22 protein-coding genes, 1 tRNA gene, 1 pseudogene and 1 riboswitch are annotated in these 22281 nt (G+C 66.2%); of the genes and pseudogenes, 8 read left to right on the forward strand and 16 right to left on the reverse strand.

The window, feature by feature from the left end:
* Positions 1–15: 15 nt before the first annotated feature.
* From ABD301_RS07850 to ABD301_RS07860, 3 genes and pseudogenes are all read left to right on the forward strand, one after another.
* On the forward strand, positions 16–660 hold the full coding sequence (locus ABD301_RS07850) for a TetR/AcrR family transcriptional regulator (protein ID WP_344308501.1): 645 nt from the start codon (positions 16–18) through the stop codon (positions 658–660).
* 34 nt (positions 661–694) lie between these two features.
* A complete protein-coding gene (locus ABD301_RS42340) occupies positions 695–1087 on the forward strand; it encodes a TetR/AcrR family transcriptional regulator (RefSeq protein ID WP_425551898.1) in 393 nt (130 codons plus the stop codon).
* A pseudogene (locus ABD301_RS07860) lies at positions 1072–1276 on the forward strand (type I methionyl aminopeptidase); the annotation flags it as partial. The gene ABD301_RS42340 and the pseudogene ABD301_RS07860, both read left to right, overlap by 16 nt.
* 9 nt (positions 1277–1285) lie before the next feature.
* Here ABD301_RS07860 and ABD301_RS07865 read toward each other — a convergent pair.
* The 4 genes from ABD301_RS07865 to ABD301_RS07880 form a co-directional block, all read right to left on the reverse strand.
* Positions 1286–1426, reverse strand: a complete 141-nt coding sequence (locus ABD301_RS07865) for a hypothetical protein (protein ID WP_279578903.1) — start codon at positions 1424–1426, stop codon at positions 1286–1288.
* The gene (locus ABD301_RS07870; protein ID WP_163566592.1) at positions 1427–1732 is read right to left on the reverse strand and encodes a hypothetical protein; all 306 of its coding nucleotides are present in this window, start codon (positions 1730–1732) and stop codon (positions 1427–1429) included.
* Between the two features lie 308 nt (positions 1733–2040).
* Positions 2041–2910, reverse strand: a complete 870-nt coding sequence (locus tag ABD301_RS07875) for an Abi-alpha family protein (protein WP_344308504.1) — start codon at positions 2908–2910, stop codon at positions 2041–2043.
* Between the two features lie 3 nt (positions 2911–2913).
* Entirely contained in the window at positions 2914–4221 is a 1308-nt protein-coding gene (locus tag ABD301_RS07880; RefSeq protein ID WP_344308506.1) for a DUF445 domain-containing protein, read from the reverse strand.
* A gap of 292 nt (positions 4222–4513) precedes the next feature.
* On the opposite strand from ABD301_RS07880, the gene ABD301_RS07885 reads away from it, so the two are divergent.
* Complete coding sequence (locus ABD301_RS07885) at positions 4514–5131, forward strand: DUF6230 family protein (RefSeq protein WP_344308508.1); 618 nt, start codon at positions 4514–4516, stop codon at positions 5129–5131.
* Complete coding sequence (locus tag ABD301_RS07890; RefSeq protein WP_344308510.1) at positions 5122–6387, forward strand: DUF6114 domain-containing protein; 1266 nt, start codon at positions 5122–5124, stop codon at positions 6385–6387. The genes ABD301_RS07885 and ABD301_RS07890 overlap by 10 nt, the downstream gene beginning before the upstream one ends.
* On the opposite strand, the gene lepB is transcribed toward ABD301_RS07890, so the two are convergent.
* The 6 genes from lepB to ABD301_RS07920 all read right to left on the reverse strand — a co-directional run bounded on the left by lepB (position 6379) and on the right by ABD301_RS07920 (position 9522).
* Positions 6379–6954 (reverse strand): signal peptidase I, encoded by a 576-nt coding sequence (gene lepB / locus ABD301_RS07895; protein WP_344308512.1) that lies wholly within the window; start codon positions 6952–6954, stop codon positions 6379–6381. The two genes, ABD301_RS07890 and lepB, sit on opposite strands and share 9 nt — an antisense overlap.
* 202 nt (positions 6955–7156) lie before the next feature.
* Positions 7157–7423 carry a hypothetical protein gene (locus ABD301_RS07900; protein WP_163566587.1) on the reverse strand — a complete coding sequence of 89 codons (267 nt, stop codon included), beginning with the start codon at positions 7421–7423 and terminating at the stop codon, positions 7157–7159.
* Between the two features lie 211 nt (positions 7424–7634).
* A tRNA-Val gene (locus ABD301_RS07905) sits at positions 7635–7706 on the reverse strand.
* Positions 7707–8009: 303 nt separating this feature from the next.
* A complete protein-coding gene (locus tag ABD301_RS07910) occupies positions 8010–8477 on the reverse strand; it encodes a peroxiredoxin (RefSeq protein ID WP_344308514.1) in 468 nt (155 codons plus the stop codon).
* 47 nt (positions 8478–8524) lie between these two features.
* A complete protein-coding gene (locus ABD301_RS07915) occupies positions 8525–8965 on the reverse strand; it encodes a DUF3052 domain-containing protein (RefSeq protein ID WP_279579037.1) in 441 nt (146 codons plus the stop codon).
* Between the two features lie 152 nt (positions 8966–9117).
* A complete protein-coding gene (locus tag ABD301_RS07920) occupies positions 9118–9522 on the reverse strand; it encodes a YjbQ family protein (protein WP_279578899.1) in 405 nt (134 codons plus the stop codon).
* Between the two features lie 164 nt (positions 9523–9686).
* Between ABD301_RS07920 and aceE the strand changes: the two genes are divergently transcribed.
* Positions 9687–12434, forward strand: coding sequence for a pyruvate dehydrogenase (acetyl-transferring), homodimeric type (aceE, locus tag ABD301_RS07925; RefSeq protein WP_344308517.1), 2748 nt, complete (start codon positions 9687–9689; stop codon positions 12432–12434).
* 166 nt (positions 12435–12600) lie between these two features.
* Positions 12601–13065, forward strand: a complete 465-nt coding sequence (locus ABD301_RS07930; RefSeq protein ID WP_344308519.1) for a hypothetical protein — start codon at positions 12601–12603, stop codon at positions 13063–13065.
* A 27-nt stretch (positions 13066–13092) separates the two neighbouring features.
* Here ABD301_RS07930 and ABD301_RS07935 read toward each other — a convergent pair whose 3' ends face one another.
* Genes ABD301_RS07935 through ABD301_RS07945 form a run of 3 tightly spaced genes read right to left on the reverse strand, consistent with a single transcriptional unit; the run spans position 13093 to position 16138 of the window.
* Positions 13093–13998, reverse strand: coding sequence for an NAD-dependent epimerase/dehydratase family protein (locus ABD301_RS07935; protein ID WP_163566585.1), 906 nt, complete (start codon positions 13996–13998; stop codon positions 13093–13095).
* Complete coding sequence (locus ABD301_RS07940; RefSeq protein WP_344308522.1) at positions 13989–15137, reverse strand: cytochrome P450; 1149 nt, start codon at positions 15135–15137, stop codon at positions 13989–13991. The genes ABD301_RS07935 and ABD301_RS07940 overlap by 10 nt, the downstream gene beginning before the upstream one ends.
* A complete protein-coding gene (locus ABD301_RS07945) occupies positions 15134–16138 on the reverse strand; it encodes a 3-oxoacyl-ACP synthase III family protein (RefSeq protein WP_344308524.1) in 1005 nt (334 codons plus the stop codon). Before ABD301_RS07945 ends, ABD301_RS07940 begins: the two co-directional genes overlap by 4 nt.
* Positions 16139–16300: 162 nt before the next feature.
* Positions 16301–16431, forward strand: a riboswitch (FMN riboswitch).
* A gap of 71 nt (positions 16432–16502) precedes the next feature.
* Here ABD301_RS07945 and ABD301_RS07950 point away from each other — a divergent pair.
* Positions 16503–17147: a nicotinamide mononucleotide transporter family protein gene (locus ABD301_RS07950; RefSeq protein ID WP_163566584.1), complete on the forward strand. Its 645-nt coding sequence runs from the start codon at positions 16503–16505 to the stop codon at positions 17145–17147.
* Here ABD301_RS07950 and ABD301_RS07955 read toward each other — a convergent pair.
* Genes ABD301_RS07955 through ABD301_RS07965 form a run of 3 tightly spaced genes read right to left on the reverse strand, consistent with a single transcriptional unit; the run spans position 17125 to position 22262 of the window.
* Positions 17125–18114, reverse strand: coding sequence for a LacI family DNA-binding transcriptional regulator (locus tag ABD301_RS07955; protein WP_344308526.1), 990 nt, complete (start codon positions 18112–18114; stop codon positions 17125–17127). The two genes, ABD301_RS07950 and ABD301_RS07955, sit on opposite strands and share 23 nt — an antisense overlap.
* A 25-nt stretch (positions 18115–18139) precedes the next feature.
* Positions 18140–19753 carry a glycoside hydrolase family 13 protein gene (locus ABD301_RS07960; protein WP_344308528.1) on the reverse strand — a complete coding sequence of 538 codons (1614 nt, stop codon included), beginning with the start codon at positions 19751–19753 and terminating at the stop codon, positions 18140–18142.
* Positions 19754–19772: 19 nt separating this feature from the next.
* Positions 19773–22262 (reverse strand): CBM35 domain-containing protein, encoded by a 2490-nt coding sequence (locus tag ABD301_RS07965; RefSeq protein WP_163566583.1) that lies wholly within the window; start codon positions 22260–22262, stop codon positions 19773–19775.
* Between the last annotated feature and the right edge of the window lie 19 nt (positions 22263–22281).

Below are 22281 nucleotides of genomic sequence, written 5' to 3' on the forward strand. Positions count from 1 at the left end.
GGAGGATGCAAGGAGATGGCGCGACTGCAGAATCCGAAAGGCGAGGGGGTACGGCTGCGGGAAAACATGGTCGCCGCGGCGAGCGAGCTGCTGTTCGCGCCACAGCCGCCGGCCGTTCCCTCGTTACGCGCTGTCGCCCGGAAATGCGGGGTCTCGCCGACCGCCGTCTACCTCCACTTCTCCTCCCAGGAGCAGCTGATCCAGGCGGTCGTCGAGGACCTGAACAGCCGTTTCGCCGCGCATCTCGCCGACGCCGACGACCTGACGCTTCCGGTCACCGAACGGCTGGAGCGCCGCGCGATCGCGTACGTCGAGTGGGGATTCGGCAATGCGGGCGCGTACCAGCTGCTCTTCGAGAGCAAGGATCGGTTGGATCTTCCGCCGCATGACCGGAATCAGGGCCCTGCTTGGGAAATCATCGTCCACACCGCGGAGCTGCTCGCCGATCTCGCGTCCACGGACACCGAACACGCCCTCCGGTGGGCCACCCGGCTGTGGGTCGCCCTGCACGGCCTCGTCTCGCTGCGCATCCATAAGACCGACCATGACTGGCCCGACGAAGCGATCCCCGCGGCGTACGACATCGTCCACCTGCACGTCGCCGCCGTTTCGCGATCGCCAGCCGACCACGACAGCGGTATCGGCGGGTCACGCGGGTAAGAAGCGCAGCGTCGTGCTGTCCTTCGATCACCCGATGGCGGTGAACACGTGCGACGCGCTGGTGGAGGCGGCGGCGAAGTTGCTCGACGGCGGCGGGGTCGCCGCGGCCACCCTCCGCGAGGTCGGTCACCGCGCCGGGGTCTCCCACAACGCGCCGTACCGGCATTTCCCGGACAAGGAGGCCCTGCTCGCAGCGGTTGCAGCCCGCGAGTTGACCAACCGGAACGCCGTCGATTGTTCCATGATCAACTACAAGCTGTCAGCAAGGACGGCCCCACACGTCACACCAGCCCCACCGGAACCGTTCCGTCGCGGCACACCTGTCGAGTGCGGGACAAAACCCCACACTCGACGCCGAGAGAGGGAAAATTCCCCACTCTCGGCGCAAAAAACCAGGCCAGCTGAACCGAGCTCCGGGCGGGCATGACCCTGGCGCTCGAACCCTGGTTCGCGCGTACGACCGACCAGATCGTCTTCGACCCCGACGGCTGGACCATCCGCTCGGGCTGACGGCTCACGCACCGCCCACTCCCAACACACAGTCGCGATCACCGAAACCGGCCCCCAGATCCTCACCCAACGATCGGCTCGTCACGCAGATCCGGCAGCTCTGTAGGGGCGCCCATTACCTGGTCAGCCAGCGGTCCAGCTCGGCGAGGACGTTCTCGATCTGCGGCCGTATAGCGGCAGTGATCTCGGCGGGTTTGGCCGTCGCTGGTGCGGCGGCCCGATTCGCGCATAATGATCCGGCAGCGGATCGGGTCACTCAGCCGGTCCTGGATCTGCTGCTCACGGTCGGTGACCCGGTGGACGCGAGCGTACGGAGGATCGCCAGGTCGCGGCGCGCCACGAAGGTCTTGCCGTCACAGGATTTGAACAGCCTGCTCAGATCGTCGGTCGGAATCACTGGTACGAGCTTCTCCGGAACCTTCGGTGGCGACATGCCCTCCATTGGGTTCTTGGAGATCTCCTCTTCGATCATCAGCCACTGGAACATCTGCTGGATCGACCGGTACTTGTTGTTCGCATCCCGGCGCTGGCGGTCTCCAGCAGGTCCCCGATCCAGAACCACTGTCTGAGCGCTGCGCTCACCATCTCTTCGACTACTCTGCGTAGTATCTGCAGTTCAGACTATCTAGGTGGGCGCAGCAGGGTTCGAACCTGCGCGGCCCCTCGCTGGTAAGGCGAACTGGCCCCAGCGCTACGCAAAAGGCAGGTTGAGCACAAAGTAGCCGCGCGAAATCCCGACAAGCGAGTTCTGGCTAATGGCTTGGCGCAGTGTCATCGTTCGTGGCGAACACGAGTTTCCGGTGCCTCCTTTGTATGACGTGATCATTCGAGCAGCTCTCCCCCAGTGTTGTCAGCCACCATCGTTACGGGCTAGCGGGCGTCGGGCGGGGGGAGTTGGCGGGTGGCCTCGGCCTTGGTGGCTCGGGCGAGGGCGGCCGAGGCGGGCAACAGACCGCCAGTGGCGCAGAGGTTCTTGCCGAAGGCGGTGAGTTCGATGCTGCGCCGCACGGTGGTGCATTTGCCGCCCGCCTCGTCTATGGCGTCCTTAATCTCCGGCTGCGCCTCCAGCACGTCGTAGGCGGTCTGTTCGGGGAGCGACTCGCGGGAGAACCAGACCAGGCCGAGCCGGAAGAGGTTGTTCAGATATGCCGGCACCCGGTCGACCTCCCGGCAGCCGGCGTAGCGCCCGATCATGGTGACGCCGGGGGCGACCAGCCGGCTACCGGCGCCGAAGGGTTTGCTGGTGCGTACGTCCACCGCCGCCTGCGGCCCGCGCCGGGCGATCAGACGCAGGATTCTGGCTTCGTCGGTGGAAAGTTCGCTGAGCAGCCGGACGTACGCCGGGTGGCTCTCCTCGTGGTAGGTGAGGTCGGCGGACGCGTCCAGGAGGGCCGCGAGGCGCTCCGGCACGGTGAGTTTGCGGTCCGCGCTGGAGTCCGCCGGGACGACCCGGTCACGCAGCGCCTTGGGCAACGGGTCCGGCGCGTCGACGACCCCGAGCGCCACCCGGATCACTTCGCGGGCATCCGCCGTCACCTGCTGGATGATCTCACTGGGTGGTCGACCAGAGATCGCGCCTTGCAGGGCGATCGTGCCGACGCGTACGCCGGCCTTGGCCGCCCACTGGTTCGTCCGCCAGACCGCGCTTGCGACGAACTTGGCGAGGTCGGGCGCCGCGCGAAGCACCGTACCGATCGTCAGCGCGTACGCCGGGTTCGCCGGGTCGCCGTTTTCGGTCATCGGTCAGACTCCGAAAATGACGGTGTGCAGCAGCCCGGCGGCGAGCCCCAGCACCGCACCGTGCAGGATCAGCAGCCATTCGTCCTCGCGGATCGCCGACCGCAGGGTTTCGGCGAAGTCGACTGGGTTCATCACCCGCATGCGGCTGGTGATCAGGTTGCGGATGTTGCCGCTCTGCAGCCGGTTGAACTCCTCGTCCTGCAGCGGGGCCCTGGTGAAACCTGTCGCTTCGACCGCCATGGACTGGGTGATCTGCTCGTAGCTGCGCGCCCCCATCGCGACCTTGACCGGCAGCTTGGCCATGCCGACGGCCCGGTCGACGGCCGGCCGCAGGTAGTTCTCGATCATCTTGCTCGTACGGTCGCCCCGCTCGCCGTCGAACAACTCGTCACCGATGTTCTGCAACGTGATGATGTCGTCGGCAATGATCGATCCGTAAATCGCCGAGACGTCGTGCTGCCGGCGGATGAAAAGCCCCTGCAGCCGCAGCGGGCCGATCCGGACCGGGTTGACCGGCTCGAAGATGACATAGAGCGCCAACCAGTTTGTGAGGTAGCCGATGATGATCCCGGCGACCGGCACCACCCACCACTGCGGAACGACGAACGTGAGGAACAGCAACGGAATTCCGAGCAGGAACCCGAACACAAAGCCGAAGTTGATGATCATCCGGAGTTCCTTCTTGCCGACCTCCTGGAAGATCTTGTTGGCCAGCGTCGGATCCGCCTCCATGTGCTTGATGACCATCAGCTTCACGTCCAGCAGCTGGTCGATGTTCTCGCCGATCCCGTCGGTGACCTGGTGCACGATCAACGGCAGCTGCGTCTGGACGCGGTCATGGATCGTCTCGCGGACGCTCTGCGGCACGTTGGCCCAGACGGCCGGATAGGTACGCGCCATGATCCGGTCGACGACCGCGCGGATTTCCTGCCGGGCAGTGGCCAGGATGTGTTCGGCGATCGCGTTCGGGTCCAGCTGCTGGTAGAACTCCGACTGGCTGCCCAGCTTCGACAGACCCTTGTCAATCGCGATACTGCCCATTTTCGCGGCCCTGGAAGGAATGATGCCCTGCCAACCGAACTTTCCCTGCCGCAACCCCAAAGGCACCTGTTGCAGGCGGCGCGGCAGGAAAGGTGCGAGCAGGCCGAGGCCAGGAATTCGCAGTCCTTTAAAGGTGATGGGATAGAACAACATCCACACGCCACTCCAGTTGGTGACGTATCCGATGACGCCGGTGAACAGCGGCACCGTCAGATACTGAACCCAGCCGCTCGTGTGCACCAATGGAAGCAACGACGCGAGGATCGCCATTTCCGCCACCCCTTCGCCGGACGTGCCGATCGGTGATCCGGACAGTACGTGTGGCCGGCGTCACAGATCAAGCCTTTGGTAAGGCGACTTACCGCGAAAATCGCGACAAGAACGTACAAACAAGTTGTTATCCACAAAGAGAAGTCTTGCAAACGGCCGGAATCCGGTGCGATGATGACCGCCATCCGCAGCCGGTTGTGACCCGAGTCACTAGGCGGGCGGTTTCGGTCCAGGGCGCGCCGGCGATCGTCGGCTGACCAGGACGCGGCTGGTCGCGAAAGGGGCACACGCCATGGACCGGACATCGTCGGAGGCCGCCTTAGAAGGCGGAACCAGCTGGGGCCGCACCGCGCTGATGCTGGTCCCGTCACTGTTCGCCGTTGGCGCGATCGTCGTGGCGCTCGCCCAGGGTGCCGTGGCCGCTTCGTTCGGCGCCGCGAACTCGGACATGAAGGCGAGCTTCTCCAGCCTCGACGGCGGAGACATCACCGGATACGCCAGCTCCGTGCCAAGCGGCTCGGGCTCTCGACCGGCGGTGCTGTTGGCTCTGAAGAATGCCAAAGGCAAGGACCTCTGCCTTTCCTCGTTGCAAAAAGTGCCGCTCGTCGGCGCGATGTCGATCCAGGTCCATTCCGGCCAGCAGGAGCCGGTGGCCATCGACGGCATGGTTGCCAACGCGAGCGAACTCATCACCCCCGACGGCACCCTGACCAACGCCCAACTCGGCCGGGACGCCTCCACCCTGGACCAGAACAACCTTCTGAAAGGTCCGCCCGGTGTGTTCGGCCTGCAGGCTTCCGGGCTACGGGCGACAAACGTCCACCTGTCGGCCGCGACGGTCAACGCGTCGACGCTGCGGCTCACCGGACTGTCGATCAAGGTCCTGCCCGGCGACCACCAGTGCTACTGACCGGCTGGCTGGACCGCGTCCTGCCGGCGGCCGCTGCCCGGCGCCCGTTCCGGAGCTGGCGGCGCAGCCGGCCGTTCTGGGCCGGCGTTCTCGTCATCGCGGCCGGCGTCGAGATCGTCTTCTATCCGCTGGCGCCGTTGGCCACGATGATCAGCATCGGTACCGCGGCGGTCGCCGGGCTCACGATCGGCCTCATTCTGATCACCGCCGGATTGTTCTTCTGGTTCGCGCCCCAGCAACGAATGTTCATCTCGATCGTCACCATGCTCTGCTCGCTCGCCTCGCTGGTGCTCTCGAACCTGGGGGGCTTTATCGTCGGGATGATGCTCGGGCTGATCGGGTCGAGCATGGCGTTCGGTTGGCGGCCGTACCGTGCCCGCAAACCCACCACTCCAGCCGACGGCGAAGCGCACGACGGACGTACGACCGAAGGTCACCCAGCGATTCTTTCGTTGGTATTGCTCGTCATCGTCACGCCCACGGGCACCGTCCCCCAGCCGCTGGCGCCGTGCCCGTCGGCGACCGCGGCCCCCGGTCTGCTGGGGTCACTGCTGCCCGGCGTCCTGCCGTCGGCGAGCCAGGACTGCCAGCAACTGGGCCCGCCGCCGCTCGACCTGCCGCCGCCGGGAGGCGCGACCTCGCCCGTCCTACCGCCGGTCGTCCTACCGCCGGCCGGTCCGCCGGTCCAGCCGCCAGGCGTGACCTTGCCCGTCCTGCCGCCGGTTCCACCGGCCGTTCCTGGCGGTTCGCGGCCGGCCGGGACCCCACCCTCATCCCGTACGACGCCGCTCGACGCCTCGGCGCCACCCGGGCAGCTAGTCGTGGCGACCGGCCGTACCCGGGTGACCTCGGCCACGATGTCGGCGACAAACGTGACCATCTTCGGGCGTACGACGGTGCCAACGATCAACGGGCCGCTGGCAGTCCTGCATCTGCGGATCGGCGCGGCCAGCCTGACGAACTACCGGCTGGACAGTCCGGGCGGGGTGATCAGGCTGGCTACTCGGCTGGACCTGTCCAACATCGACCTCTACACGACGACGTTCACCGCGCGGATCGCCGTGCCCGGCACCAGCCTCGGGCTGCTGCCCCTGACCCTGACCCCCGCACTGCTTCCGGTGTCGCTGCCGACCGGCGTACCAGTGCCGCTCCTGTCGGCCACCGACCTGACCTACGACCAGCCACTGATCGTCGGCGGGCCAATCCGTCTCACCGGCTGGCGAATCGACATCACCAGTCCGGCTCCGTCACCCTGACGAGGCACCGCTGACGCCGCCCAGCCGCGGGTAGACCACCCCCACCACGATCCCGCGTACCTGTCGCGCCGGCACCGTGCCACCGCCCGGCTCGCCCATGTGCGCGCGCGAATCCGCTGATACGGACCGGTGGTCCCCGAGAACGAACAGGGCCCCAGGCGGCACGCGAACGGAAAACGGCACATCCGACGGGTCATCACCGGGCGCCACGTACGGCTCGACCAGTGGAACGCCGTTCACCACCACCCGCCCCCGGTTGTCGCAGCACAACACAACATCACCGGCAGTGCCTATCACCCTCTTGACGAGGAATCCGTCGCTCGGCCCGTTCGACCACACCGGATTGGCCAGGACCACCACATCACCCCGGCTGGCCGTGGAACGCCCCGGCCATCCCGTGTCCGCCAGCAACCGGTCACCCGGCCGCAAGGTCGGCACCATCGAGTCGGTCGGCACCGCGTACACCTGGATGCGCAGCAGGAGGACCGTCGCGGCGCACACCAGAATCACCAGCGCGGTGACGGCCAGCAGGAGACGCACGGGACGGGTCGTTCTGCCATCGATCACGCCCGGCACCCTAACGGGGTCCGCCGACGCCCGGCTACAACTTCGGCATGAACCCAACGAGTTGAACTCATCTGAAACTGGCTTCTTTGAAGCACTGCGAACCGTCGATCCGGCGACGATGCGTATCACCAGCATGTTGTGGAGTGCCGCCAACCGCCGGGCGTGGACCTGCCGGCGACTGCACAACGGCGTCGCCTAGAGATCAGAACTGCACGGAGATCGACGCTCGGGCCACATCGACGCCATCGACCTGGTCGAACCAGGTTTCATCGAGTTCGCCAGGGACGGCAGCGGCCAGTTTGGGTTCATCGCCGTCAGTGGCTGGCTGGACTGCCGGCCAGCCGAGAGGAACGGCTGGGTCGGTGTCGAGTTCACCTGGCAAGGCGCTGACGAGGGTGACCAGGTCTCCGGTCGCGGCTGGGCAGTACTCATCGATGACAAGACGATCGAGGGCCAGCTGTTCTTCCACCTAGGCGACGACTCGACTTTCCGCGCAGAAACCTTCGACCTCCCACCAGTTATGCACGTGGATACAAGGCTGCGTACATGGCCCTAGAGGTCGATCCGGCCAAGGCTGCTGGGGAGGTTGTGTATGAGGCGATGGCACTGGTTGGGCAAGCAACGGTCTTAGCTGCCGCCGATAAAGCAGTGCGACTATCAATCGGGTGCTCTGACCTGGGTGGGCGCAGCAGGGTTCGAACCTGCGACCCCTCGCTTGTAAGGCGAGTGCTCTTCCGCTGAGCTATGCGCCCGAACTTGGCTTCGTCACCTTACCGAACGCCCTCAGTGCCACGCCCCGCCGAGGTCCACATGGGACCTTTCCTAGGCTCAACACTCCCCGTCACCAAATCGCGTAATATTTGATGTTGATCTTGGTTGGTTGGTCTACCCAAAGCGGACATCGGTCCGAAATGTCGTGTTTGGGTAGACCAACCAACCAAGATCAACAACTTCTTCCGCGCGTACCGGCGACAGGGAGCCGTCTGAGGAGAGGTCTTGATCTTGACCCGCACCAAGATTGCTGGATCCATGCTCAACGCACGAAAGGGTTCCCCTTAGGAGAGCTTCGCGAGGGCGGCTTTCCAGGCGGACTGGTCGCGGGCCTGGCCGGGCTCGTTGACCTCGGCGAACTGGACGACGCCGGCCTTGTCGATCAGGAAGGTGCCGCGGTTGGCGATGCCGGCGACCTCGTTGAACACGCCGTACTTCTGCGCGACTGCGCCGTGCGGCCAGAAGTCGGACAGCAGCGGGAAGTCGTAGCCTTCCTTGTCCGCCCAGGTCTTCATCGCGTACGTCTGATCGACGCTGACGCCAATCACCTGGACGGCGTCGTTCTGGTACGTGGACAGGTCGTCGCGCACCTGGCACAGCTCGTTGGTGCAGATGCCGCTGAAGGCGAGCGGGAAGAACACCAGCAGTACGTTCTTGCCGTCATCGCCGAAGAACGACGACAACACGACCTGCTGGTTGTTCTGGTTCTTCAGCGTGAACTCGGGCGCGTGCTGGCCGACCTCAACCGCCATGGCTATCTCCTCCGAATGGATGTCAACCGCTCGGAGAGGACGCTACGTCAGCGTTTCTGCCGCGGTGAACGCGGCGTCACCAGCCGACTGCCGGTCCAGTCCTTGGCAGCGTTCAGGTTCGTCGTCTGCTGCAGACCGGCGGCCGGCGCGGCCTCGCTGATGTCGCTCGGCGGCACGTGCCCGTCCCGGCCGGACTTGGGGGTCAACACCCAGATCACCCCGTCGTCGGCCAGTGGCTCGCGCGCGTCGACCAGCGCATCGAACAGGTCGCCGTCTCCGTCCCGCCACCAGAGCAGCGCGACGTCCACGACCTCGTTCGTGTCGCTGCCGATCAGCTCATTGCCCGACCGTTCGACAATCGCCTTACGCAACTCGTCATCGCTGTCGGAGTCGTAGCCGATCTCCAACACGATGGCGTCCGGCTGCACTCCCAGTCGTTCAGCCGGGCTCTGCGTGCCCTCGGTCTGAGGCGCGGTACCGCCCACCATTCCCCCAAATCTCCTGTTCGCCAGTGCCGTCCACCCACGACGCTTGTCCGGTAGTCCACACACTCCGGCCCACCTGCGCAAGTGGTACGGCTACCCAACCCGGTGTCGTTCGATACCAAGTCGTGCGACACAAAGTAGCGCCACTTGCCCGCTCAGCCGGCCAGAAACGACAATCGGACCGATCTGTCTTGATTGTCGCTGTTAGTGTCCACCAGGCAGACACTCTGCCAGGTCCCGAGGGCGAGCTGTCCATCGAGGACCGGTATCACCGTGTACGGAGCGACGAACGCGGGCACCACGTGGTCCCGGCCGTGCCCGTACGAGCCGTGCCGGTGTTGCCAGCGGTCATCGGTCGGCAACAGCGCGTCCAAGGCTGTGAGCAGGTCGTTGTCGCTGCCAGCCCCGGTCTCCAGGACGGCCACCCCGGCGGTCGCGTGCGGTACGAAGACGTGCAGCAACCCGTCGCCGCGGTCTTCCACGAACCGTCCACACCGGGTCGTCAGGTCCACGACGGCCGGCCGCGGTCCGGTCCGTACCGATATGAGGGTGCTTTCCATCCCACCAATGTGCACCACGGACGCTCACCGGGCCGGCTGACACGACTACGAATCCACCGGCGACCCTAAGATGGACCCATGGTGTCCACTTCCCGCGTGACCCGCGGGCGAGCAGGGCCCGCACCAGCAGTGACGCGACCACCAACGCGAGAAGGACTAGAGCCTTGACGTCCGTACCCGAGCGCCCACCAGTCATCATCGGGGGCCTTCCCAGCCAGCTGCCCGACATCGACCCGGAGGAGACCGCCGAGTGGATCGAGTCCCTCGACGCGGTCATCGACAACGTCGGCAAGACCCGGGCTCGCTACCTGATGCTGCGGCTGATGGAGCGTACGCGCGAACGCCAGATCGGCGTGCCGCTGCTGCGCAACACGGACTACATCAACACGATCCCGCCGGCAAAGGAACCGTGGTTCCCCGGTGACGAGTTCGTCGAGCGGCGGATCCGGGCATACGCGCGATGGAACGCCGCCATGCTCGTGCACCGCGCGCAGCGGCCGGGCATCGAGGTCGGCGGGCACATCTCGACTTACGCGTCGTCCGCAAGCCTGTACGAGGTCGGCTTCAACCACTTCTTCCGCGGCAAGAACCACGAGGGTGGCGGCGACCAGATCTACTTCCAGGGCCACGCCTCCCCGGGCATGTACGCGCGCGCGTACCTGGAGGGCCGGCTGACCGAGCATCAGCTCGACGGCTTCCGCCAGGAGCTCAGCCACGCCGACGGCGGCCTCCCGTCGTACCCGCACCCGCGGTTGATGCCGGACTTCTGGGAGTTCCCGACGGTGTCGATGGGCCTCGGCCCGATCAACGCCATCTACCAGGCACGATTCAACCGCTACCTGCAGAACCGCGGCATCAAGGACACCAGCCAGCAGCATGTCTGGGCGTTCCTCGGCGACGGCGAGATGGACGAGCCGGAGTCACTCGGCGAGATCGGCCTGGCCGCCCGCGAGGAGCTCGACAACCTCACGTTCGTGATCAACTGCAACCTGCAGCGCCTGGACGGGCCGGTACGCGGCAACGGCAAGATCATCCAGGAGCTCGAGTCGTTCTTCCGCGGCGCCGGCTGGAACGTCATCAAGGTGATCTGGGGCCGCGAATGGGACCCGCTGCTGGCCGCCGACCGTGACGGCGCGCTGGTCAACATCATGAACACCACGCCGGACGGCAGCTACCAGACCTACAAGGCCGAAAACGGCGCGTTCGTACGCGAGCACTTCTTCGGTCAGGACCCGCGGACCCGCAAGATGGTCGAGCCGATGTCCGACGACGACATCTGGAACCTCAAGCGCGGCGGCCACGACTACCGCAAGCTGTACGCGGCGTACAAGGCGGCCACCGAGCACACCGGCCAGCCGACCGTGATCCTCGCCAAGACGATCAAGGGCTGGACGCTGGGCAGCCACTTCGAGGGCCGCAACGCGACCCACCAGATGAAGAAGCTGACCGTCGACGACCTGAAGTCGTTCCGCGACCGGCTCTACATGGAGATCCCGGACTCCGCACTCGACAAATACCTGCCGCCGTATTTCCACCCCGGCAAGGACTCCGACGAGTACGAGTACATGATGGAGCGCCGCAAGGCTCTCGGCGGTTTCCTGCCGGAGCGGCGTACCAAGTCGCGGTCGCTCATCCTGCCTGGTCCGGACACGTACAAGGTGCTGCAGAAGGGCTCCGGCAAGCAGAAGGTCGCCACCACGATGGCGTTCGTACGGCTGCTGAAGGACCTGATGCGGGACAAGGAGATCGGCGCCCGGTTTGTGCCGATCATCCCGGACGAGGCGCGTACGTTCGGGATGGACTCGCTGTTCCCGACCGCCAAGATCTATTCGCCGCACGGCCAGGGCTACATCTCGGTCGACCGCGAGCTGATGCTGGCATACAAGGAGTCCAAAACCGGCCAGATCCTGCACGAGGGCATCAACGAGGCCGGCTCGACCGCGTCCTTCACCGCCGTGGGCACGTCGTACGCGACGCACGGCGAGCCGATGATCCCGGTCTACATCTTCTACTCGATGTTCGGCTTCCAGCGCACTGGTGACGCTTTCTGGGCCGCCGCGGACCAGATGGCGCGGGGCTTCGTGCTCGGCGCGACCGCTGGGCGTACGACCCTGAACGGCGAGGGCCTGCAGCACGAGGACGGCCACTCGCTGCTGCTGGCCGCGACCAACCCGGCGGTCGTCTCGTACGACCCGGCCTGGTCCTACGAGGTCGCAGTGATCGTCGAGGACGCGATCCGGCGGATGTACGGCGAGAAGCCCGAGGACATCTTCTACTACCTGACCATCTACAACGAGCCGTATCTGCAGCCAGCGATGCCCGAAGGTGTAGATGTGGAGGGCATCCGCAAGGGCATCTACCGGTACGCGAAAGCGCCCGAGGTGGCCGCGAGCAACCCGCCGCCGGCGCAGATCCTCGCGTCCGGTGTGGCGATGCAGGCGGCCGTGAAGGCGCAGCGGCTGTTGGCCGAGGAATGGGGCGTGGCGGCCGATCTGTGGTCGGTCACGTCGTGGACCGAGCTCCGCCGCGACGCGGTCGCCGCCGAACAGGCCGGGCTGCTGTCCACGGATCCGGCGCCGGCCACCCCGTACATCGCCGAGGTGCTGGCCGAGACGCACGGGCCGGTAGTGGCTGTCAGCGACTACATGCGGGCCGTGCCGGACCTCATTTCGCGCTGGGTGCCGAACGATTTCGTGTCCCTGGGTACGGACGGTTTCGGCCGCTCGGACACCCGTCCGGCGTTGCGCCGGTTCTTCCACGTGGACGCGGAGTCGATCGCCATCGCGACGCTGCGCCAGCTCACCCGCTCCGGTGCGATTTCGGCGGATGTACTCAAAACCGCCCAGGAGAAGTACCGCCTGGACGACGTTTCGGCCGCTCCCCCAGCCGAAAACCCCGGCGGCGAAAGCTAGCACCGGACCATTTGCGGCGTTCGGCGCCGCAAATGGTCCCTTTCGGGCGTCACGGTGGTGCCCTTCGGAGTGCCCGCATTGGCGTTGGCGCGTACGGCATGCGCTGCCACGCTCGTCCCAGCGGAGCGGGGCGTTTCCAGACCCCCGCGCGGGGAGTGGAGCGATCATGGGGATGAGTCGTACGAACCGGTGGGCCCGAAGCCTGCCGCTGGCGGGCGTTGTCACACTGGCCGTGGTGCTGACCGGCTGCGGCCAGGCGGCACCCGGCAAGGCGGCCCCCGGCAAGGCCGCCGGCCCCGCCGCGATCGTTCAGCCGGCGTGGTGTGGCCCGGCGAACAACGCCTTCAACGACCAGGACGGCTTCGCGAAAACGGTCACCTCCAGCAAGAAGGTGACGCCGGACCAGGTCGCCAAGGCCAAGTCGGACGACAAGGCGTTCCTGGCCGCCGCGCCGGCCGACGCGAAGGCCGACGTGACCATCCTGACGACCCAGTTCGACCAGCAGGCCGACTCGATGCTCAACGGCAGCAATCTCCAGCTGCCGAAGAGCTACCTCGACACCGTCACCCGCTTTCGTACGTACAGCGCCAACCACAACTGCCACCTGGGCTACTCCGACGACAACGGCTGATTCCTGCCACCACTCTCACGAGCTGAGTCACCAGGTGGCGGCGCCGGCGAAGGAGGTTGGGGTGGGACGGTAGCCGAGGCGTTGCCGGGCGGCGGTCAGGTCCAGCGTCCGTTCGTACGCCAGGTGGCTGATCGCATAGCGGGTGAGCCGTGGCGATTGACCAATGCGAAGAAAAGCGTGGGCAGACTCCAGAAACCCGGCGGCGGCCCAGCTCACGTCGATGGGCAGATGGCGTACACGTACCGGCAGTTTGCGTTCGGATATCAGTGATTCCAAGGCGGAGTTCAGCGAGATCGGCTCGGCGTCGGCGATGTTGTACGTGCCGGCCGGAGCGTCCGGCAAGCACGCGAGCAAGATCGCCGAGACCAGGTTGCCGAGGAAAGTCAAGGAATGTAACGCGGAACCGTCGCCGACGACGAAAAGATGTGGGCCGCGGATCGCGCCCAGGACTCGTGGCAGCAGAGTCGGATCGCCCGGACCGTAGACGGCGTGAGGTCGCAGGATGATCGTGTGAGGCCATCGGGACAGCAGAACTTCGGCCGAAGCCTTCGACGCGGCATAGGCGTTCAGGTATCGAGTGACGGGCGCGCGGGATTCGACGGCGGCCACGGTCGGCACGGCCGGGTCATAGACGCTCGCCGTCGAGATATGGACGAAACGCTTGCCGCGGAAGGAAAGCGCCACATTCCGGGTGCCGTCCACATTGGTGTTCCACACCCTCGCGGGTGAGCCCCAGTCGGTCACCGCGGCGGCCGCGTGTACGACGGCGTCGACTTCCGGCGGGGCGGCCAAAACCCCGCAATCGACGTCCCAGTGACCGATGCCCGGGACGCGGCGGCGGCCGAAGCCGTGGACCTCCCAACCACGAGCCCGAGCGGCCTGGCAGACCGCGCCACCGACAAAGCCGGTCGCGCCAGTGACGGCTATCCGCACCGCACCACCAATCGTTCGTACGCCGGGATCAGCACTCGCCGGGCCACCCTACGCTCCACAATGGACAGTCCGTCAAGGCCTAGCAGAGTCTCAAGAACGGTACGGATCTCGGCGTACGCCAACGGCATGCCCAGACAGAAATGCGCGCCAGCGCCGAACCAGAGCTGGCGCAGCGCCGGCGAATGCGGCCGGTCGGGATCGAACGGACCGAGCGTCTTCGCGCAGGAAATGGTCGCGATCACTACCCGCTCTCCCGCTTTCACCCGTTTACCGCCGACAAAAGCGTCACGCGCCACACTACGCAGCATGACCGGCGACGGGACGGTGAATCGCAGACCTTCGTTGACGACATCGTCAAGGCGCGTACGGTCAAGGGAAAGTCGGGCAAGCCAGCCGGTGTCGATCGCCAGGGCGATCAGCCGCGGCACGTAAGAGACGAGAGTTTCGGTGCCGGTCAACACAAAAGCAGCGACCGCGCCGAGCGCCTCCGATTCGGTCAGGCCGAGTTCGCGCATCCGGCCCGGGACCGTCGACGGATCTCCGTCCGCGTACGCGCGGACAGCCGGTGCGGTCAGGTCGGCCAGCACCGACCGGCATCGGGCGACCTGGCTGGGCGTCAGCCGCGGCCGTCCGAGCCGGACCATCGACGTCATCGCCGTGCCAGCGGCAAAAGCCCGAGCCAACTCCGCGCGATCGGCCGACGGCAAGCCGACCAACGCGCAAATCACCGCGCCCGCCAGGTCTTTCACCACCGAGACCACGTCAACCGGACGGCCGGCCCGCAGCTCGGATGATAGGAAAGCCATCGGAGCCGCCGCCACCTCCGCGCACAAGGAAGAAACCGCGCGAGCGGTGAAAAGTCCGCCGAGTTTTCGGCGCAGTTCAGCGTGTTCGGCGCCTTCCATGTTGAGCAGCACCCGCGGCCCCACCACCGGCGTCCATAAATCCGCCGGCGAGCCAGGACCGGTTTTGGTGAAGGAAACCGGGTCGCTCAGCACCTGGCGGGCGATCGCGGCATCGCTGACGACGACCCCGACGCGCGGCACGCGTACCACTGGGTAAACCAGCCCGAGCCCTCTGACCAGCGGGTACGCGACTGGATGAGCGCCGAACTGGACGCGCCGCTCCGCGGCCGTCACAGCCGGATCACCACGATCCCGAGGCTCACCCCGCCGGCCAGACCGACCAACGCGACCAGGTCGCCGGGCCCGCAGCGGCCCAGTTCTCGAGCCTTGACCAGTTGGAAAGGCAGGCTCGCGGACGCGAGATTTCCGTGCTCAGGCAGGGTAATCACCAGCCGATCGGTCGGCACCCCGGTACGCCGGCAGATCTCCGCCAAATACGGCATCGACACCTGATGGACACCAATAACGGCGAAATCGTCCCAGCTCAGGCCGAGCCGGTCCAACGTCCCATCCAGGATTTCCGGCCCCAGGGACAGAAAAGCGGCCTTCATCCGGGCGCCGTCCATCGCGAAGTACGAGAACTCCACGTCCCGCGGGTGCGCGGATCCGCCGGACGGCAGCGTACCCACCTCCCACTGGCTGGAGTCGGCGCTGAAACCGCAGCCCAGCACGCCTTCGCCGGCCGCCCCAGCGGTCAGCAGCATCGCCGACCCCGCGTCGGACAGGGTGTAGCCGGGGAAGGTACGCACGAAACTGGCCAGGTCGGGCACGCTCCAGCGGACCGCCCGGGACGGCGCCTCACCGCCAGCGACGAGGACGGTCTGATAGCGGCCGGTGGCGATCAGCGCGTCCGCCACCTCGATGCCGTTCAGCATGCTGTTGCAGGCGTTCTTCACATCCATCACCGGACATCGCAGCTCCAGCTTGGCCGCCACGATGTGCGCGGTCGCCGGCTCCACCATGTCCTGGCTCGCGGACGCGAACAGCAACAAGTCGACTTCGGCCACGCTCGTACCCGTCTCGGCCAGCAACTTGCGCGCTGCCGCGACGGCGAGGTCCGAGGCCTGCTCATGGTCGCCCATCACATGGCGCGACTCGATCCCGGTCAGCCGCTTGATCAGCCCTTCCGGCGGCCCGAAAGTGCCGCTCGCTGCCCGGATCCGCCGCTCGGTCTCGGCGGTGGTCAGCCGCCGCTCCGCCAGCTGCACCGCAGTGCCGGCCAGATGTGCGCCCATCGCCGCCCCGCCTTCGCCGCTCGTCGTGCGGCGAGCGTATTCATCAAGGCCGCATCATCGCGTGCGTACAACTACTCACGCATGTCGGGGCTGTGGTTTTAATCGCTGCGTACGCCCGGGAATAGTGCGACACTCGCAGGCGCTAGATCGACACGTAAGAGTTCGTGCGCTCCGGGGTCGGTGTAAATCCGAACCGGCGGTGACAGTCCGCGAGCCGCTGCCAGCCAGGTAGTGGTTGATCCGGTGGAATTCCGGGACCGACGGTGAAAGTCCGGATGGGAGGCAGCGCACGCGCGACGGTGCTGCCGTACGCGCGCACGCCTTCCGCTGTCCCCGTGGCGTTTTTGTCGCGAAGGAGCGGGACGTGCACATCTTGTTGACGACCGGGTTGACGGTCTTCGGCCAGTTCATCTCGTGGGCCGAGCTGATCGGCCAGATCTGCGCGCTCACTGTCGTGCTGCTGGCCCAGCGCCGGACTTTGTGGACCTGGCCCGTACAAATCGCCGCGACCGTCCTGCTGGTCGCCGTCTACGCGTCCGCGCATCTGGGCGGCCTCGCCGCCCGCAACGTGCTGATCCTGCTGATCTCGATTTACGGCTGGTGGGCTTGGCAACACAACCGTGACGCCGTTTACGGGATAGCCGTACGCCGATCGACCTGGCCCGAACGCGGCCTGCTCGCCGGCATCATGGTGTTCGGCACTCTGGGTTTCGCCTGGTTGCTCAACGCTTTGAACGCTTCCTGGGCGCCGCTGCCGGACGCGTGGATCTTCGTTGGTACGGCCGTTGCCTTCTTCGCCCAGGGCCGTGGCCTGGTCGAGTTCTGGCTGGTCTGGCTGCTGGTCGACGCGGTGGGCGTTCCCCTGCAAATCACCGGCCACCTCTACTTCTCGGCCGCGATATACGTCGTCTTCGCCGCCCTGGTCATCTACGGCTGGATCGGCTGGGCCCGCTCCGCCCGCGTCCAACGTGAGGCCCCACAGGCCATTAGCGAGGCGCCGGCGCGGTAGAGGCGCGTACGACGAGTTCGGGTTCAAAGAGCATCGCGTCGGTCGGCACCACCTCGGCGTCGATCTGCCGCAGCAACAGGTCGACGGCCGCATGCGCCATCGCCACGATGGGCTGCCGGACAGTGGTCAGCGGCGGATCGGTGTAGGCCATCAGCCCGGAGTCGTCGAAGCCGACAACCGACACTTCCCGCGGGACCTCTCGGCCAAGCTTTCGGGCGGCTCGTACAGCTCCCATCGCCAGCACGTCGTTGCCGCAGATCACGCCGGTCGCACCTGCCGCGATGAGTGGGAGCGCCCCGCTGTGTCCCTCCTCGATCGTGAACCCCGCGTGCGCCACCAGCTCCGGACTGCCGCCGAGGGCGCGGTACGCGGCCAGTTTGCGAGCCGACGGCATGTGCTCACGCGGGCCTAGAACGGCACCGATGCGGCGGTGTCCCAGGTGGGTCAGGTGGCTGTACGCCTGGCCGACCGCGTGTTCTTCGTCCGTACACACACTCGGAACGTCAAAACCCGGGACGGCTGCGTTGATCAACACGGTCGGCAGGCTTCGCGCTCGTAACAGCGCGTAGTGCCCCTTCGATGCCGTCGCGTACTGGTAGAGGCCGCTCGCGAACAGCACACCCGAAACCTGTTGCTCAATCAGCAACTCGACGAAGTCGGCCTCGTTGACGCCGTCAACCGTACGTGGACACAGGACCGCGGTGATTCCCCGTTTGGCCAACGCACCGGCGACGGCTTCGGCGAAGCTCGCATAAATCGGGTTCTGCATGTCCGGCAGCACGACGCCGACCAGCCGCGCGGTCTCCCCACGCAGCTTGGCCGGACGCTCGTACCCGAGGACGTCCAGGGCGGTGAGGACCGCGGCGCGGGTGGCGTCGGAGATGCCCGGCTTGCCGTTGAGCGCCCGGGACACGGTGGCCTGGCTGACCCCGAGATGCTCGGCCACATCGGCCAGTTTCCTTGCCACCGTCCGATGGTAGACAGGCACCGGGTCAGCCCGTCCACAACCACGCCGCCGCGTCGCTGGGCAACCGGCCGCCGACCAGGTCCGCGCTGCTGACCAGGACCGTGCGGTGCGGTGGCAGCTCGATCGGGTCCGCGGACAGGTTGACCACGCAGGCGAAGTCGCCGGGCCGGCCGAAGGCGAGTACGTCCTCGCCGGTGTCCAGCCAGCTCATCGGCCCGTCGCCGAGCCCAGCCTGCGCCTGCCTGATCGCCAGCGCCCGCTGGTAGAGGCGCAGGATCGAGGCCGGATCGGGGCGCTGCGCGGCGACCGAGCGGGCCGCCCAGCCGGGAGGCGGTGGCAGCCACGGCTGCGCCGCCCCGAAGCCGTACGCGGGGCCGCCGGCGGACCATGGCAACGGTACGCGGCAGCCGTCGCGGCCCGGGTCGGTGCACCCGCTACGTACGTACATCGGGTCCTGGCGGACCGCGTCCGGCAGCGTCTCGACCTCCGGTAGGCCGAGTTCTTCGCCCTGGTACACATAAACTGAGCCCGGCAATGCGAGCGTCAGCAACGCCGCCGCGCGGGCCCTGCGCAACCCGGTGGCCTCATCAGAGGGGCTGAGATGACGGGCCTGTCGCATAGCGTGGTCGAACCCGGTGTCCGTACGCCCATAACGGGTGACCGTGCGGGTCACGTCGTGGTTGCACAGGACCCACGTACTCGGGGCGTCGACCCGAGCGTGCGATGCAAGCGTGTTTTCGATGCAGGCTCGCAACATCTTCGGATCCCATGGACAGCCGAGAAAGTCGAAGTTGAACGCCGCGTGCAACTCGTCCGCGCGCAGGTAGTTCGCGAATCTTTCGCTGTCAGCGAGCCACACCTCGCCGATCAGCGCCCGGGGTTCTGGATAGCCGTCGGCGATCCGCCGCCATTCCCGGTAGATGTCGTGGATGTCCTCGCGATCGACGTACGGATGCGGGTCGGGCGGCGTGGCCGGGTCGAAGTCGGTCAGCTCGGGATCCTTGGCGCACATCGCCGCGGAGTCGATGCGGATGCCGTCGACACCGCGGTCGAACCAGAACCGGAGGATGTCCGCGAACTCCGTTCGCACCTGCGGGTGCCGCCAGTTCAGGTCGGGCTGCGCAGGCGCGAACAGGTGCAAATACCACTCGCCGTCGGCGGCCCGGGTCCAGGCCCTGCCACCGAAAACCGAGTTCCAGTTGTTCGGTGGCCGCTCGCCGTTTTCGCCGCGTCCGGGCCGGAACCAGAAGAGCTCCCTGGCCGCCGAGCCGGGACCCTCGGCGAGTGCCCGCTGGAACCAGGCATGCTGATCCGAGCAGTGGTTGGGAACGATGTCAATGATGACCCGGATGCCGGCCCGGTGAACCTCACCGATGAGCTGCTCGGCCGCGGCCAGGGTCCCAAAAGCCGGGTCAATGTCCCGATAGTCGGCCACGTCGTAGCCGGCATCCGCCATCGGAGAGGGGAACCAGGGGCTCAGCCAGATCGCGTCGATCCCCAGCTCCCGCAGATACCAGAGCCGGTCCCGGATGCCCGCGAGATCACCGACACCATCGTCGTTCCCGTCCGCGAAAGAGCGCGGATAAATCTGATAGATGGCGGCATGACGCCACCAGTCGCGGGTGCTGTCGTGCGGCACTGGTGCCTGCTTTCGTTGGTCAGAAGCCACTGTTGCCAGCGCCGCGGATGAGGGTGTAGCCGGTCAGGTTGTTGAGCCCGCCACTGGCCGCGCCGGTGACCGTCACATAGGACACGGTGGCGCTGCCGGCGGCGTTGAGCTCGATACCGTACGTACCGGCGCCGTTGACCGCCACGTGGTCGAGACTGAGATTGCTGATGGTCTTTTGGAAGCTGAGCAGGATCCCCTGGTAGCGACTGTCCACAATAGACAGGTCTTTGACCAGAACCGGCGCGGTGATGTCCGCGGTGTCGGCGTAAATCCACAGGGCACCGAGCTGGGCCGCCCAGTTCGGCTCGTATCCACCGGTACGCGTCAGGGTGTTGCGCTGGACGGAGGTCGTACCGCTGAAAGGAACCGGGCCGAACCGGGTGCTGATCGCGATACCGGCACTCGCGTTCACCGTGTCCGAGAGCAGACAGTCCTCGACCCGGTTTCCATCGCCGCCATAAATTCCGACGGTGTTCGCCAGCAGCGGCAGGGTGGCGGTGTCGTATGTGTAGGCACTGTTGGTGACCGCGGATCCTTCGGAGAACATCGCCAACGCGTCGTCACCGGTGTTGCGGGTGACACTCTGATCCACCCTGATGTTGCTGACATTCGCGTGAATGTTCACTCCGTCGGCGAAGGTGTCCCGGATCCGTACGCCGGCCGCGTAAAACCCGCTGGTGCCCGAGTCGATCCACATACCGACCTTGACATGTTCTATCCAGACGTTGAAAACCAGCGAGCCAGCGCCGAAGGTCCCATCGAGCGCGCTGTCGAAATTCTGGTCGTCGCGATAGCGTACGTCCCCAGCGAAGGTGAAATCGGCGAGCTGTACATTTCCGCCGGTGCCGTAGAAACCGCCTTTCCCGTTTGTTCCTCGCAGTGTCGAGTACCACGGGCCGGCGCCGCGAATGCTGACGCCCGATACGTTAAAGCGGCTGGTCGTGATGAAGGTTCCGGCCGGAATCCACACACCCTTGCCCTGCGACTGGGCGGCCGAGATGGCCGAGTTGATCGCCGAAGTGTCGTCACCGGAGTCGTTGGCGACCGCGCCGTACGAGGTGATCGAAAGGTAGTTCGCCGGCATCGCGAGGGCCGCCGCGACCTGTTCGGTGTCGATGAGATCGATCGCGTAGTAGGAGGCTGTGGAACTGGCGTCCTTTTGCAGCTTCAGGACCGTACCGGCTGGCCAGCTGCCAATCTGAGCCCGAATTTCGTCGTAGAAATGGTGACCCGAGCCGCCGGCCGGATCGTTGTTGTACGGATAGGCGCCGTAGACCCAACTGTACGTCGAGCTCAGGCTCAGGTCCTGAATTTTGTTTCCGTTGGCGTAAAGCGCGAGTGGGGCGGTGATGCCAGTACCAGCCGCGTTATCCGGAATGGCATAGCGCAACACTATCGAGTTCGTCGGTTTGGTGAGAGTGAACTGCACGTACTGACCGGTGCTGCTGAGCTGGACGGCACGCCGGCCAGAGGACTCCGAGGCAAGGGTGAGATAGGTACGGTCCGGTCCGATGACCGAGGCGTTTGTGCTGCCGGACTCGGCTTCGTACTCGGTGTATGGCACGGTCGCGCCGCGATTGGCCAGCGCCGCTGACCCGGCGACGGTGACGTTGTCGAGCGAGACATTGCCGCTGTCGCCCGAATCGTACTGATAGCCGATCAGGTTGAGACCGGCTCGCAAGGACACGTTTTGGTCGACAGTCAGCCAACCACTGCCAGCAGGCAGGGACAGCTGGCCGGTTTTGAGGCCGTTGAGATAGACACTGAGCGTCTTGGTGGCACCGGTGCCGTTCGCAAAACGCAGGGTCGCGGTGTACGCGCCGGCCGCCGGCGCGTTCACGGTTTCGATCGCCCGTGCGCCGACCCCGGTAAAACCGGTGACATACCCGGTTCCGGTGAATCCGCCGGTGGTTGCCGCGACCGACGGTCCCCCAGAGACAAAAGCGGTCTCCAGGTCGTACGTCGGGCCCGTGCCAGGTGGAGTGGTCGGGGTGACAGTGAGATTGTCCAGGTTGACATTTCCCGAGTCGGTGCTGTCGAATTTGTACGCGATCGTGTTATTGCCGCCGTTGAGGGAGACCGACTCGGTTTCGGTGCCCCAGGTGTTCCAATCCCCCGGCGAGGACAGGCTGATCTGCTGCTGTTTTGTGCCGTTCACATAAAGCGAGAGCGTCATGTTCACGCCGGTGCCGTTCGCGTACCGGAGTGCCACCGAGGCCATCGAGGCGGATGACGAACTGACGGCGAAACTGGTGGTGGCGTTGCCTTTGTTCGTATCGGTGTAGCCACCGACGAAACCGCTGCCGGTGTAGCCGGTGTGGTCGGTGGCCACGGCCGCACCGCCGGACAGGCTGGCCGATTCGGCTTCGTACGTGGTGGTGGCAGCTGCCGCCGCGGATGGCTGGACTGCGCCCGCAAGGGCGACGACAGCCGCCAAGCCGGCGACGAGCAGAGCTGGAGTTGAGCGATGGGGCTTCATTGCTGACTCCTTGCCTGTG

The sequence above is a fragment of the Fodinicola feengrottensis genome (genome assembly GCF_039530045.1).
Classification (GTDB): Bacteria; Actinomycetota; Actinomycetes; order Mycobacteriales; family HKI-0501; genus Fodinicola; species Fodinicola feengrottensis.